7 protein-coding genes are annotated in these 15953 nt (G+C 50.3%); 1 reads left to right on the forward strand and 6 read right to left on the reverse strand.

The annotated features are described in order from the left end of the window. Window positions 1–85: 85 nt before the first annotated feature. Window positions 86–6622, forward strand: a complete 6537-nt coding sequence (locus tag AC5JLP_RS02090; RefSeq protein ID WP_496066239.1) for an AAA family ATPase — start codon at window positions 86–88, stop codon at window positions 6620–6622. Between the two features lie 4 nt (window positions 6623–6626). Here AC5JLP_RS02090 and glgB read toward each other — a convergent pair whose 3' ends face one another. The 6 genes from glgB to ilvA form a co-directional block, all read right to left on the reverse strand. Next, entirely contained in the window at window positions 6627–8567 is a 1941-nt protein-coding gene (glgB, locus tag AC5JLP_RS02095) for a 1,4-alpha-glucan branching protein GlgB (RefSeq protein WP_496066240.1), read from the reverse strand. Between the two features lie 75 nt (window positions 8568–8642). Further along, the gene (gene glgX, locus AC5JLP_RS02100) at window positions 8643–10766 is read right to left on the reverse strand and encodes a glycogen debranching protein GlgX (protein WP_496066241.1); all 2124 of its coding nucleotides are present in this window, start codon (window positions 10764–10766) and stop codon (window positions 8643–8645) included. 431 nt (window positions 10767–11197) lie between these two features. Next, the gene (locus tag AC5JLP_RS02105) at window positions 11198–12004 is read right to left on the reverse strand and encodes a pentapeptide repeat-containing protein (protein ID WP_496066242.1); all 807 of its coding nucleotides are present in this window, start codon (window positions 12002–12004) and stop codon (window positions 11198–11200) included. Window positions 12005–12047: 43 nt separating this feature from the next. Further along, window positions 12048–12200 (reverse strand): hypothetical protein, encoded by a 153-nt coding sequence (locus AC5JLP_RS02110; protein ID WP_496066243.1) that lies wholly within the window; start codon window positions 12198–12200, stop codon window positions 12048–12050. Window positions 12201–12302: 102 nt separating this feature from the next. Further along, entirely contained in the window at window positions 12303–13883 is a 1581-nt protein-coding gene (locus AC5JLP_RS02115) for an RluA family pseudouridine synthase (protein ID WP_496066244.1), read from the reverse strand. Between the two features lie 411 nt (window positions 13884–14294). Further along, entirely contained in the window at window positions 14295–15806 is a 1512-nt protein-coding gene (ilvA, locus tag AC5JLP_RS02120) for a threonine ammonia-lyase, biosynthetic (RefSeq protein ID WP_496066245.1), read from the reverse strand. Window positions 15807–15953 lie beyond the last annotated feature (147 nt).

Here is a 15953-nt window from a genome sequence, read left to right on the forward strand (position 1 = left end):
GAGTCCACGGTTAGCTCGCCAGGAACTCAGGGAACCCTAAGGGCTAAATTCAACCCAATTAAGTTGAAGTTACCCACGCAAACTCATGACCTTTCTAGCGAACACATCTCCTCATCCACTACCTGAAATTTCTGGTTATACGGTCGTTGAGAAACTGTATTTAGGGTCGCGCACGGCAGTGTATCGAGCGGTGCAAACAGCTCAGCAACGTCCGGTGGTGATCAAGCTGCTGCGGCGTGAACATTTGAGTTTTGGTGAATTGGTACAGTTTCGCAATCAGTATACGATCGCCAAAAATCTTCCTATCCCTGGAGTGGTACAACCTTTGAGCCTGGAACCATTAGGGCATGGTTATGCACTGGTCATGGAGGATTGTGGTGGAGTCGCATTGGGAAAATACATCCAGGAGCGATCGCTAGCGCTACCTGAGATCCTGGCGATCGCTCTCCAGCTCGCCGACATCCTTCATGCCCTATGTCAGCATCAGGTGGTGCATAAGGATATTAAACCCGCCAATATTTTGATTCATCCTGAGTCGAAACAAATCAAGCTAATCGACTTTAGTATTGCGTCTTTGTTGCCCAAAGAGACCCAGGAGATCCAAAACCCTAACATTTTGGAAGGGACTCTGGCGTATCTGGCTCCAGAACAAACGGGACGGATGAACCGCAGCATTGACTACCGTACCGATTTTTACGCCCTAGGCGTGACCCTGTATCAACTGTTGACCGGAACGCTGCCATTTGCATCGGATGATCCGCTGGAATTAGTGCATTGCCACATTGCCAAAATGCCTGTATCAGTTGATCGGATGAATCCTGCTGTGCCAGAGCAGGTGAGCGCGATCGTCACGAAGCTGATGGCAAAAAATGCCGAAGATCGCTATCAAAGCGCGCCGGGGTTGAAACATGATCTGGAACACTGTTTGACTCAATGGCAAGAAACGGGTGCAATCGCAGACTTTGCACTGGGGCAGCGCGACTTGAGCGATCGGTTCCTGATTCCGGAGAAGCTTTACGGTCGCGAAACTGAAGTGCAAACCTTGCTGGAGGCATTCGATCGCGCCGCGGGTGGCAGTTCAGAAGTAATGCTAGTGGCAGGGTTTTCTGGGATTGGCAAAACGGCGGTTGTCAATGAAGTGCATAAACCGATTACGCGGCAGCAGGGCTACTTCATTAAAGGTAAATATGATCAGTTTAATCGCAACATTCCGCTCTCTGCGTTTGTGCAGGCGTTACGCGACCTGATCGCTCAATTGTTGTCAGAATCGGATGTGCAACTGGCGCAGTGGCGAACCAAGATCCTTGCAGCCGTAGGAGAAAATGGACAAGTTCTGATTGAAGTGATACCAGAACTGGAGCAAATTATCGGTCAACAATCAATTGCCCCAGAACTATCGAGCACTGCCGCACAGAATCGATTTAACCTGCTGTTTCAAAAGTTCATCAAGGTGTTTACCACCCCAGAACATCCCCTGGTCGTGTTTCTCGATGATTTGCAATGGGCAGATTCGGCTTCGCTTCAGTTAATCGAGCTGCTGGTGCAGGATCAGGGGCATCTGTTGCTGTTAGGGGCGTATCGGAACAATGAAGTGTCAGCCGCACATCCATTTATCATGATGGTGGAGGAACTAAAGAAAACAACTGCGATCGTCAATACCATTACCCTAACTGCACTGGCTTTTGCCGATACCAATCGTTTGATTGCCGATACGTTGAATTGTACAACTGAGCGATCGCACCCCTTAACGGAACTGATCATCCGCAAAACACAAGGCAACCCGTTTTTCACGGGTCAATTTCTCAAAGCGCTACACGCCGATGAACACATCACCTTCAACCCTGAGCAACGGTATTGGGAATGCGATATTGCTCAAATTAATGCACTATCGCTCACCAATGACGTGGTGGAGTTTATGGCGTTGCAGTTGCAGAAATTGCCAGCCGAAACGCAGCAGATTCTCAAACTAGCCGCTTGTGTGGGCAATCAGTTTGATTTAGCGACGTTGGCGATCGTGTCTGAACAATCCCTCGCGGATGCTGCAACCGCACTGTGGAAATCCTTGCAGGAGGGTTTGATTTTACCCACAAACCAGACCTATAAGTTCTTTCAGAATGTAGAACAATCTGAACGAGATTCAGCTAATCCACACTACCGCTTTCTGCACGATCGCGTGCAACAAGCTGCTTACTCTCTGATTCCTGATGAGCAGAAACAGACAACGCATTTAGCGATCGGTCAACTGCTGCTCAACGGGCTTTCTGCTGTTGGACAAAGTGAAATACTGTTTGATATTGTCAATCACATCAACTTTGGTCAATTTTTGATAAAAGACAAAGGTGAGAAAGAAAAAGTAGCACGGCTCAATTTGGCTGCTGCTCAAAAAGCGATCGCGTCTACAGCCTATGAAGCTGCGATCCGGTATCTTGAAACTGGTGTTGACTTACTTGGAGAAGAGGCTTGGAACAATCAGTATGACTTGATGTTTAAGCTCTATCACAACCTCTGTGCAGCACAATTGAGTCATGCCAGCTATGAGCAACTGAGCGCAACAACGGCGATCGCGCTACAGCACATTTCTTCTTCCGTTGATCGTGCTGATATTTATGTTCTTCAAGTTACTCAACATACGCTACAAGGTGAATGCGAGAAAGCAATTCAAATCGGTTTAATCGCGTTAAGTGATCTTGGTATTGAGGTCGGAACCGAGAATTTGACAGAATTAGTCCGTGAAGAATTTGCTGCTGTTGCCAAAAGCCTGGAAAATCGTTCAATTTCCTCGCTTTTAGATTTACCAACAGCGACTGATCCGGTTATTCAAGCAACCATTAAATTACTAATTATTCTAGATCCACCTGTATATATCACAGCAAATATTGAACTTTACAGTTTTGTCTCTTTAAGAGCGGCTCGTCTTTCGATTGAATATGGAAATATTGCTGAATCAATCAAGGCTTATGCAAACTACGGTTTCGTTTTAGGCTTGATGGAAGGGCAATATCAACGAGGCTATGAGTTTACAAATTTGGCTGTGCAGCTTAGTTATAAGCTCAACAGTAAATCTCAGCAGTGCAAGGCTGAACTACAACTAGGAGGTTGGAGTCAAGTTTGGGCAAAACCCGTTGCAGGAGCAGCAGCCATTAATTATGAAGGTTTTCTGGCAGGAATGGAGTCGGGAGAAATTCAGTTTGCGGCCTATAACTTGTTTGGCAACATTTTCAACCGATTATTTGAAGGAGAAAACTTAACAGACGTTGCAGAAGACATCGAAAAATACCGATTGGTGGCGGAGCAGGTTCAGGATGAGCTTTTAAAGGTAGCACTTGCTGGAGCTAAAATTTTTGTAGCAAAACTCTTACGGCAAGTACAGAAAGACGATCGAGTGATCGTTGAAGCAGAAGAAATAGTTCAGCAGGGTGAAGCAACACAAACACTACTTTCGGTTTGTCTTTACTACATTCTCAGAATGCATCTTGCATGTTTAACAGCAGATTTCGAGCGAGGCCACCATTATTTCATTGAAGCGGGAAAGATTCTGAACTCTGTTGTAGGGTTCACAACCTATAGCGGCTATTTTTACTACGGTTCTCTGATTCTACTGAACCTGTATCCGGGTTTATCTCAAGCAGAACAAAGCAGCGCTCTGGAACAAATTCGAGCGCATCAAGAACGTCTTAAAACTTGGTCAGAGAACTGCCCAGAGAACTTTCTACATAAGTACCTTTTAGTCGAAGCAGAACACTATCGGGTGCTGGGAAGGAAAGCTGAAGCAATCGACCTGTACGATCGCGCCATCGCAGGAGCCAATGAGAACGACTACATCCAGGAAGCCGCGTTAGCGAATGAACTGGCAGCAAACTTCTACTTAGAGTGGGGCAAAGAGCGCATCGCTCAGGAATACTTGATTGAAGCCTATTATGGTTACGCCCACTGGGGAGCCAAAGCCAAAATTGTAGACCTGGAAACACGCTACCCCACGCTGCTGGCTTCCATGCTTCAGCAAGAACGATCGCCCATCTCTGTCAACGAAACGGTTTTTGCGTCCTCCACAGTCACATCAATACCCTCCTTCGGCAGTATCTCAGACGCGCTCGATCTAGCCGCAATTCTGAAAGCCTCCCACACGCTGTCTAGTGCGATCGAATTAGGCAAACTCTTGTCTACCTTGCTGCAACTTGTGATCGAGAATGCTGGAGCCGATAAATGTGTGCTGATGCTAATGCAAGACGATCGCTTATTTGTCAAAGGCATTGGGACGCTGGAGGCAGATCCCATCGTGATGCAGCGCATTCCTGTAGAGAAGAGCCAGGACATTCCCCTCAAATTGATTTATCGCGTTAAAAATCGTTTAGAACCCGTTGTATTGATGGATGCTACGGCTAACTCTGAATTTGTTGTTGATCCTTATTTTCTGCGGCAACACCCCAAGAGTCTTTTGTGCAGTCCCATTTTGCATCAAGGCAAATTGCTTGGCATCGTCTATTTAGAAAACCAGTTGACGATCGATGCCTTTACCCATGATCGTGTGCAAATCCTCAACCTACTTTGCGCTCAAGCCACAATTTCAATCGAAAATGCTCGCCTTTATGCACAGGCAAAGCAAGCGCTGGAAGATGCCAAATTAATGCAATTCTCGATCGATCGCGTCACGATACCCATTTGCTGGGTCGAGTCAGATGCCCGCATTTCTTATGCCAATGATGCCCTTTGTCAAGATTGGGGCTACCCTCGCGAAGAGATTGTGGGCAGCTATGTGTATGACTTTGACCCAAACTTTTCCCAGAAAACATGGGCGCACCATTGGGAGGAGATCCGCCAGCAAGGCTCAGTGACCACTGAAACCCACATTCGCAACAAAGGGGGAATGCTCTACCCGGTTGAAGTCACGGTGAATCACATGACATTTCAGGAGAAGGAATATCACCTCACCTTCGCTGTCAATATTAGCGATCGCAAACGGGCAGAGCAAGAAAAGGCTCGCTTGCTTGCCATTCTGGAGGCAACCCCTGACATCGTTGGCATTGCCGATCCGGTAGGCAATAACCTCTACCTCAATCAAGCAGGGCAGCACCTTTTAGAAATTCCGGCAGAGGAAACGAACCAGTTTCACATTTCAGAAGTCATTGCCCCTACGTTTCAAGAAATGATGCAATTGGCGATCTTACCCACAGCAATGCAGCAAGGAAGCTGGGCGGGCGAAATGCTCATTTGCAGTCGTAGCCGTGAAGAAATTCCAGTCTCTCAAGTCATTGTGACCCACAAAAATGCTCAAGGTGAGATCGAGTTTCTCTCAACGATTATGCGCGATATTCGTGAGCAAAAACGAGTTGAAGCGGTATCAAAAGACTTTCAGGAAAGACTGTCTCTCTTAATTCAGCAAGCTCCTCTCGGTATCGTTGAATGGAATGATGAATTTAAAGTAACTGGATGGAATCCTGCGGCGGAGAAGATTTTTGGCTATTCACTGGCAGAAATGCAAGGCCAACATGCGATTCAAATTGTTCCAGAAGTCGATCGACCTCGTATCGCTGTGGTGATGCAAACTCTCATTGATCAGCAAGGTGGGTTCTACAGCTTAAATCAAAACATTCGCAAAGATGGCACGCTCATCACCTGCGAATGGATTAACACGCCTCTACTCAACACGGAGGGACATTCAATTGGCGTCTTTTCCATTGTTCAAGATGTGAGCGATCGTACGCGAACTGAAGCCGCAATCATGCAAAAATCTCAGGAATTAGCCCAAGCTTTGCAAGAGTTGCAGCAAGCACAACTGCAAATCATTCAAAGCGAAAAGATGTCTGCTTTGGGCAACCTGGTTGCCGGAGTTGCCCACGAAATTAATAACCCGGTTGGCTTTATTGCTGGCAATCTACAACCCGCGCTCGATTATGTCAAAGATATGTTCGGCTTGCTTGACTTATATCAGCAGGAATATCCTCATCCCAGTGCAGTCATTCAAAACAAAATAGACGCGATCGACCTGGAATATGTGCGTGAGGATCTACCTAAACTGGTCGGTTCGATGAAACTGGGGGTCGATCGCATTCGCGACATCAGTACCAGCCTCCGCACCTTTTCTAGAGCCGATAAGGATTACAAAGTGCTGTTTAACATCCATGATGGTATTGACAGTACGATTTTGATTCTCAAGCACCGCCTTAAAGCAAATGAAAATCGCCCTGCCATTGAGGTGGTGACGAACTATGGCATGATTCCTGAGATCAAATGCTTCCCTGGGCAACTCAATCAAGTCTTTATGAATATTCTGGCAAACGCGATCGATACTTTGGAAGAAGCCAGCCAGAAACGGTCGTTTGCGGACATCGTCGCCCATCCAAAGCGGATTGAAATTCAAACGCAGTTAGATGATTCTGCACAACACATACTCATTCACATCAGAGACAATGGCATGGGCATGTGTGACGAAGTAAAGCAACGAGTCTTCGACCATTTATTTACAACTAAAGCCGTGGATAAAGGCACAGGGTTAGGATTGGCGATCGCTCATCAAATTGTAGTGGAAAAGCATGATGGCAACTTAGATGTAGAGTCTGAATTGGGTCAGGGGACTGAGTTCTGTATTCGCCTACCGATGCTTGAAAAGACTAATTCTGTATGAAAGCTTACACGGCTCCGGCTCCGGCAGTCGGCGTGAAGAACGCAACCGCTAAGGGCGGTAGGGTGAGATCGAGCGAGAAGGGGCGATCGTTGCAGGGAATAGCATCCGTCGTTTTGCCACCCCAATTACCCACACCGCTACCGCCATAGGTCACAGCATCGCTATTTAGCACCTCTTGCCAGAACCCATGAAACGGCACTCCCACTCGGTAGTTATAGCGTGGAATGGGCGTGAAGTTGCAGACCGCTAAGACAATATCGGTGGCTGTTTTGCCTCGACGGAGTAGGGTCAAGACGCTGTGTTCGGCGTCTTGACAGTCGATCCACTCAAAGCCAGCCGGATCGCAGTCCAGTTCATGCATAGCGGATGCAGTGCGATAGAACTGATTGAGATCAGCCACCCATCGCTGTAACCCTTGATGCATGGGGTACTGCAACAGGTGCCAATCAAGGCTGGCGTTGTGATTCCATTCGCCCCACTGACCGAATTCGCCGCCCATAAATAACAGTTTTTTGCCTGCTTGGGCATACATATAGCCGTAGAGCGATCGCAGGTTAGCAAACTTCTGCCAGTCGTCTCCCGGCATTTTGGTGAGCAGTGAGCCTTTCAAATGCACCACCTCATCATGCGAGAGCGGCAGCACAAAGTTCTCGTGAAAGGCATAGATTAAGCGAAATGTGAGTGCACCCTGATGATATTTCCGATAAAGGGGATCCTGGCTGAAGTAACTGAGTGTGTCGTGCATCCAGCCCATATCCCACTTCATGCCAAAGCCTAAACCGCCCTGGTCGATGGGGCGTGATACCATCGGGTACGCCGTGGATTCTTCAGCGATCGTCTGCACATCAGGGAAGTGAGTGTAAACAGCTTCGTTGAAGCGACGAAGGAAGGCGATCGCTTCCAAATTTTCGCGTCCACCGTATTCATTGGGTATCCATGCGCCGTCTTCGCGCGAGTAGTCGCGGTACAGCATCGACGCCACAGCATCCACACGCAAGCCATCAATGTGGCATTTGTCTAACCAGAAAAAAGCGCTGCTAATTAAAAAGCTTTGCACTTCATAGCGCCCATAGTTAAAAATGAAGCTGCCCCAATCGGGATGGAAGCCCTGACGCGGATCGGCATGCTCATAAAGGCTCGTGCCGTCAAAGTGCGCGAGGGCATGTTGATCCACTGGAAAGTGAGACGGCACCCAATCCAGAATGACGCCAATGTGGTGCTGATGTAGATAATCCACCAGGTACATGAAGTCTTGCGGCGTCCCAAAGCGGCTCGTTGGCGCAAAGTAGCCACTGGTCTGGTAGCCCCACGACCCATAAAAGGGATGCTCAGTGATGGGCAAAAACTCAACGTGCGTAAAGTCCATCTGCTGCACATAGTTCGTGAGTTTTGGTGCCAGTTCGCGGTAGCTGAAAGAACGGTTGTCCGCTTCAGGAACGTGCATCCACGAGCCGAGGTGGAGTTCATAAATGGCAATGGGCGCATCGAGTGCATGACGCTGCTGTCGGGTCGCCATCCACTCCGCATCCTGCCATTGATACGCATCATTCCACACGACCGAAGCGGTTTTGGGCGGCAGTTCATAGGCAGACGCAAAGGGATCTGCTTTTTCGACCTCATACCCGTTGTGCTGAGAGACGACGTGATATTTGTAAACGCTCCCGTTTCTCACATCGGGCACGAAGCCTTCCCAGATGCCGGATGCTCCTCTTAACGTAAGCGGATGACGATCGCGGCTCCAATCATTAAAATCACCTTTCACCGAAACAGACGCCGCGTTGGGTGCCCACACAGCAAAGTAGGTGCCCTCTACACCATTTTGATTCAGCCCATGAGCGCCCAGCTTTTCATACAGGTAGAAGTGCGACCCTTCGTTAAACAAGTAAAGGTCATCCTCAGTCAGAAGGGTTGATTCTGTATGGGACGGGTGATAGGTGGCAGTCATGGGAGAAATCTCGTGTGAGGGTAAGACGTTTGGGGTTCGGGTTTAGGCGCATGAGGAGTTGGCTTTAGCGCTGGCTTACACCATTTGACGAAGCACAACAATCGATCGCGCAACGACAGGTATGAGTTTTTCACCTGTAGAAAGGCGCGGTTCCTGCACAAAACGGGGTTCTTTGGTGTCGATGACCGTTGCCCACTGGTTGTCTTGAAACTCCTTCGGTAAGGCAAACTCGATCGTTTCCCAATGGGCGTTAAAGAAGAGCAGAAAGCTGTCGTCGCTGATTTTCTGACCTTGCGGGCCAGGGCTGGGAATCAGGTTGCCGTTGAGGAACAGGGCGATCGACTTGGCATAGCCAACCTCCCATTCCTCTTGTGTCATCTCGCTGCCATCAGGGTTGTACCAGTTAATATCAGGCACCCCTCGAATTGCTTGCCCCTGAAACCATTTGCGACGGCGAAACACTGGATGCTGTCGCCGGAAATAGACCAGTTCACGGCAGAAATTGACAAAATCTTCGTTCCCGTTTACCAGATCCCAGTTGAACCAGGAGATTTCGCTGTCCTGGCAGTACCCATTGTTATTGCCCCCCTGGGTGCGACCCAATTCGTCGCCGCCTAGCAGCATGGGAATGCCCTGCGATAACATCAGCGTAGTGAGAAAGTTGCGTCGCTGTTGCTCCCGTAGCCGTAAGATTTCGAGGTCATCGGTTTCACCTTCGGCACCGCAATTCCAGGAGCGGTTATGGCTTTCGCCATCCATGCTGTTTTCACCGTTGGCTTCGTTGTGCTTTTCGTTGTAGCTGACTAAATCATTCAATGTGAAGCCGTCATGTGCCGTAACGAAATTAATGCTGGCATTCGGCCGTCGTCCGTTTTGCTGAAAGTATAAATCGGGACTACCCGTGAGGCGGTAAGCAAATTCGCCCAGCGTTTCATCTTCTCCGCGCCAGAAGTCGCGCACAGTATCGCGGTACTGCCCGTTCCATTCTGACCACAGTACGGGAAAGTTGCCCACCTGATAGCCACCGTCGCCCACATCCCACGGCTCAGCGATCAGTTTCACGTCTGCCAGCACCGGATCTTGGTGGATGATATCGAAGAAAGCAGACAGACTATTGACTTCGTACAGTTCTCGCGCCAGCGCTGATGCCAGGTCAAACCGGAACCCATCCACATGCATTTCGGTCACCCAGTAGCGTAGGCTGTCCATAATCAGCTTCAGGACTTGAGGCTGTCCTACATACAGTGAGTTACCGCAGCCGGTGAAATCCATGTAGTAGCGCTCGTTACCTTCTACTGTGCGGTAGTAGTTGGTGTTGTCAATGCCGCGCAACGTCAAAGTAGGACCAAGATGATTGCCTTCGCCGGTGTGGTTGTACACTACGTCTAGGATGACCTCAATGCCTGCCCGATGCAGGGCTTTGACCATTTCTTTGAATTCATTCACCTGATGACCGAGGGCACCGCTGGCGCTGTAGCCTGCATAAGGGGCGAAGTAGTTGATGGAATCGTAGCCCCAATAGTTTCGCAGTCCTTTGTCGGCTAAATGCCCTGGGTTTGCTAGAAAGTGATGGATGGGCATGAGTTCGACGGCGGTGATGCCGAGTCGCTGGAGGTGCTCGATCGCCGCCTGGTGCCCTAACCCCGCATAGGTACCTCGCAGTGCTTCTGGGACATCAGGATGAAGTTTGGTAAAGCCTTTGACGTGGACTTCATAGATGATGGTTTCGTGCCAGCGGGTACGGAGTAGGGTATCGCCTTCCCAATCAAACGATTGATCGACGACGACGGATTTGGGCATGAGGTGAGCGCTGTCGAGGTCGGAGAAGGACAGGTCTTCATCGGGGTTGTTCCAGTCGTAGCCGAAGAGTTCTGGACCGTTCTGCACATCCCCATCGATCGCTTTGGCGTAGGGATCAAGGAGGAGCTTGTTGGGGTTGAAGCGAAACCCTTTTTCGGGTATGTAAGGGCCGTGAACGCGAAAGCCGTAGCGCTGCCCGGGACCAACTCCTGGCAGGTACCCGTGCCACACAAAATTGCTCACTTCGGTAAGGGCAATGCGGGTTTCTTGATCATCGCGATCGAACAGGCATAGCTCTACACCTGTAGCGTATTCTGAAAACAAAGCAAAATTGGTGCCTTTGCCATCCCAATAGGCACCCAAGGGATAGACATTACCAGGCCAAAGGGGAATAAACATAACAAGCACTCCTAAAACGGGCGATCGGGAGCGGTAGTACTACGATGGCAAGCAGCACTCGATCGGCTAAACAGACTGCAACATCTTGAGACCAACCCGACGGCAAATTGAGGTCAATTATGTTTGACTGTAACGATCCCACACGGCTTTGACTATCTATCTCTAGCGGGAATAAACTAAAGATCTAGGACTTACGCACTTGCCCCCAAACCCCCAATGCTGGGGGCTTTAATTGGCTCTGTTCCCCCAAAATTGGGGGCTAGGGGGCGAAAGGTGACCGCTTTTGCGTAAGTCCTAAGATCTTGAGACGGGGCACCACTCACGCAGAGCTTCCTATTTCCTGCCGACACTGGCCCCTTGTTGATTAGCAGCATCGCCTCCATCCCGCTCAAGGTTCGTCTCGTTGTACGAAGCTTTATGTGGGTAGTGGCCTAAACATGCACGCTGCCATCTGGCATAATCATGCCTGTGAGGATGGCACCCGTGAATTTGACCATGATTTTTTCGGCAAAGCCAATCTTGGCTCCTCGAAGATCAGCCCCACTTAAATCAGCGCCACTTAAATCAGCCCCAATCAAATTTGCGCCTTGCAGATTGGCCTGGCGTAAATCCGCTTGCAGCAAATTGGCTCGGAATAAATTGGCACTCGTTAAGTTAGCGTTTGAAAGGTTAACTTTATGCAAAAAAGCATCGCTGAGATTGGCGTGGCTCAGGTTAGCGTGACTTAAATTGCGATTGGAGAAATCCTGCTCGCGTAAATCGGCTCCTTGCCAATCAGTACCGCTTAAATCAGTCGTCGATCGGCGGTTCGCTGGAGCGGGCTGAGGCGACTGCTGCCAAGAAGCGAAATTAGCGGGTTGCTGTGCAGACGAGCGTGATGAAGAGGGCGGAGACTGAGCCGAGTTGGAGGGAGCGGCTTGAGCAGAAGGGGCCTGCGATGGCTCTGAGCGCGGCGGTTGGTAATCGTAAGCACGAGCATGTCTCCGAGCGGCATAGTCTCTGTCTGCATAGCGCTCGGCACGAGGTGGGACGCGAAGCGGGCGCGATCGCAACTGATCCCGTGCTTGGTTAAGCGCTTTGAGCTTTTCTTGCGCTTCCGCTTGTAGCGTTGGATCGTCTTTGGGTAGGCGATCAGGATGCCACTGGAATGCCAATTGGCGATAAGCCTGATTGACCGCCTCAAGGGAAGCTCCAGGTTTGAGTCCGAGCACTCGGTAGTAACGATCAAAGTCACTCATACGTCGAGGCAAATGGGGATATTTCTCACGCTTATTTCTCATGCTACAGGGCAGTGGCAAAAAATGGGGCCGCAAAGGGGTGAAGCAAAAAGGCAGATTTATACCAGTTCTCAGTTTTGAGTAGCGCTGTGTGCCGACAAGCTAGAGAGTTTTGAGTTGCAGAACCTTCATAGCGTCGCTGATTGGAGCGCATCATCTGTAGCTCAACTGAAGGGAAATGGTATTAGTCGATGGACAGTGGGCCAACAGTATTCGACCGTTTACGAGATGGGTGCAACTGGCACAACCGGAGTTGGTGTCAGAAGCTTGTGGTGCTTTGTAAGTGGAGGGTTTGCCCTGACTGTGGGTGTTCAAACCGCAGTTCGCGCGCATGCAGATGTAACCGATCGGCATCGGCATGGCAGCCGTAAAGTCGATCGCCCAAAATTGGTACGCCAAGACCCTCTCGATCAGCGGCATGCACTCTAATTTGATGGGTGCGTCCGGTGAACGGAAAGAAGGCAACGCGTGTCGAGTTCGCTGCTTTTGCAATCACCTGAAAGCGGGTCATGCTAGGTTTTCCCCGTTGCCAATCAACGGTTTGATGAGGGCGATCGCAGGGGTTGCCCCACAGTGGCAGATCAATCACACCGTTTGCTTGTTTGACTGATCCAGACAAAACCGCTTCGTAAACTTTGTGCACCGTCCGCTGCTGAAACTGTTGGCTCAGGTGGCGGTAGGTTTGGGCATCTCGTGCCAGTAGCAGAATCCCCGATGTTGCCTGATCCAGACGATGCACCGTCAGCAGCGATCGTCCATCGGGTAAGTCAACCCGTAGACGATTGAGCACACTATCCTGGCGATCGGCGTAACGACCGGGTACAGAGAGAAGCCCTGCTGGTTTGTCCACCGCAATTAACCAGTCATCGGTATAGAGAATGGGTAGCGACAGATCCTTTTCTGCCTGCCTTAATAAGGGAACGGTCAGCAAAGTACACGGAGCAATTGCTCTAACGTCGCGACTGGCTTCTGTTTCCTCGATCGAAAGCGGAGCGGATGCCTGAGGCCGGGAAAACTCGGTCATACCTGACAACAAAAAACCCATTAATGGCTGGCAACGCTCTGCACAAGCGCCATAGAATGCTCCCTGAACTTTGTCTCCATCGGTGGAAGAGGGCCCCCACCAGAACTCTGTCATAGCTAAGGGTTTAAATCCTTGTGTGGCTGCGAAATGCAGCAGTTTGGGCGCACAGCAATCTCCTGTTCCAGTGGGCATAGCACCTTGAGGCATTAACACCTGAAGGGGTAGGGTTTGCCCTGCAAAGTTGGTCAATTGGTAACTTGCATGCATCTGTACCTGAAGCTGGCGCGATCGCTCTTTGCGCTGTTGCTTCAAGGCGCGAATGCGATCGTCCGTCTGATCAAGGCGATGTTTGAGGGGTTGCAAGACGCTGTCCCGTTGACGCTTGAGGTGCCGTCGCTCGATGCCATCTTGACGGCTCTGTTCATTCAGTTGCTCCAGCGCTCTTGCTAACGCCTCTCCCTGCAAAGTTTCTAAAGCCGCTTGACGCTGGCGTTGCCGTTCCTGCTTGCGTTGCTGGTGATGCACCGCCAGTTGCTGTAAGCGCGTTTCAAACTCTTGGGTAGACGCTTCGTACTGTTTGAGATCGGGACGCTGCTGCAAGGCCATTAATGCTTGCTGAATCGTTTCTAAACTCACGAGTGTCCGAGTTTCCTCAAGGGCAACCTGCTCTCTGCCTGGAATTGGCGGCACCCATCCCTCCACCACACTCTCACCCTTGAGCAGCCCGGAGAATGCTTTCAATACTTGTTGTTTGCCTGAAGGCGTTTCAACCAACAAGACGCCATACATCTTGCCTTCCAAGCGCATAGCGGTCATCGCTGGCTAGGTGCTGCATTAAATCGTAGGCGATCGCGTCCACTAAAGCAGTGCGTGGTAATCTCAGCAGCTTATTGCTCTGGGGACAACGGCCCTCATACCAGTAGGTCGTGGACATTAATCAGTTTGGCGTTTGGATGGGTGTTTGGCTGGTAATGGAATTGGCAATGGCTTACCTTAAATCTTGCACCGTTCTCAATAACCCTCCCTGCAATTTATTGCAGGCTGATAGCAGTAAGCCCACTGTAGGCTTTGCCTTCCTGAATGGTAGTGGATTCAGAGCTAAGGGGGTGGATTGTCAGTCCGTTTTAACGGACTTCATTCTATTAGCCCGCAGTTGATTGCAGAGTGGGACCTGCGATCGTCGGGATGCTTGAAAGACGCCTTCTTGAGAAGGGTGCAAGTTATCAGTTACGCAAGAAACAACTTGTAGGCTGGATTCTGGCTTTCATTCCAGTAGCGGTAACCCAGCGTATCAAGAAATGCCTGCCACTCTGACATTTCGTGCGGTGGCACTTGCATGCCGACCACAATCCGCCCGTAATCTGCCCCATTATTGCGATAGTGAAAGAGGCTGATATTCCAGTCGGGACTCATGGAATTAACAAACTTCATTAAGGCACCGGGCCGTTCAGGAAACTCAAACCGATACAGTAATTCATGATGAGCTAGCGGAGAACGGCCACCTACCATGTGACGCAGATGCAATTTTGTTAATTCGTCGTCGGTTAAGTCCAGGGTTTTAAATCCACACGCTTCAAACGCCTCAGCCAGCTTCGCGGCATCGGCGCGGTCTTCAATTTGCACTCCGACAAAAATATGGGCTGCTTGCTCATCCGCAATGCGGTAGTTAAATTCCGTCAGATTGCGCCTACCCATACATTCACAAAACTTGCGGAGTGTGCCCTGTTTTTCGGGAATCGTGACGGCAAAAATGGCTTCGCGGCGTTCTCCCAGTTCCGCCCGTTCCGCCACAAACCGGAGACGATCGAAGTTCATGTTGGCACCACAGGCAACGGCCACCAGCGTTTCTCCCTGCATGTGCTCCCGTTCCACGTAAGCTTTGGCAGCCGCGATCGTCAACGCTCCAGCAGGCTCTAAAATCGAGCGGGTGTCTTCAAACACATCCTTAATCGCCGCGCAGGTGGCATCCGTATCAACCAGCATGATCTCATCCACATACTGCTGACACAGGCGAAAGGTCTCTTCCCCTACTTCCCGCACGGCCACACCATCCGCAAATAAGCCCACTTGAGGCAAGCGGATGCGTTTTCCTGCTTTGAGGGATTGAGACATCCCATCAGCATCAACGGGTTCTACCCCAATGATTTTGATGTCGGGACGGATGCGCTTCACATAGGCGGCGATGCCAGAGATCAGCCCTCCGCCCCCGATCGCCACAAAGATCGCATGAATGGGTTGCTGATATTGACGCAAAATTTCCATGCCGATCGTTCCCTGCCCCGCAATTACCTCTGGATCATCAAATGGATGGATGAACGTCAACCCTTTTTCTACCTCCAATTGGCGAGCGTAGGCATAGGCATCATCGTAAGTGTCGCCATGTAAAATCACTTCCCCTCCCCGCGCTCTGACCGCATCCACCTTTACCTGAGGCGTGGTCTCTGGCATCACGATCAACGCTCGGCTACCCAACTGATGAGCACCCAGAGCGACCCCCTGCGCATGGTTTCCAGCAGAAGCCGCAATTACCCCCTGCGCCAGTCGATCGGGCGACAGGTTCGCCATTTTGTTATACGCCCCCCGCAGCTTAAAGGAAAAGACAGACTGCATATCTTCTCGCTTCAGTAGCACCGTATTATGCAAGCGTACCGACAGGTTGGGAGCGACTTCTAGCGGGGTCTCCTGTGCAACATCGTAGACACGGGCGGTCAGAATTTGAACCAGGTAGTCGCAGTACATGGGTGTGAGATAGAAAGGCCAGATGGAAGACAATTTTACGCTACTACACAGCACCCCAAAAACGCGTAGCCTGCTTCCCCCGTTGGTTCACTTCAGGCATCACTGTCTAGCAGAATTAACATGCCCAAACTGATCAGGACAAAGGAA

This window comes from Stenomitos rutilans (assembly GCF_059505485.1).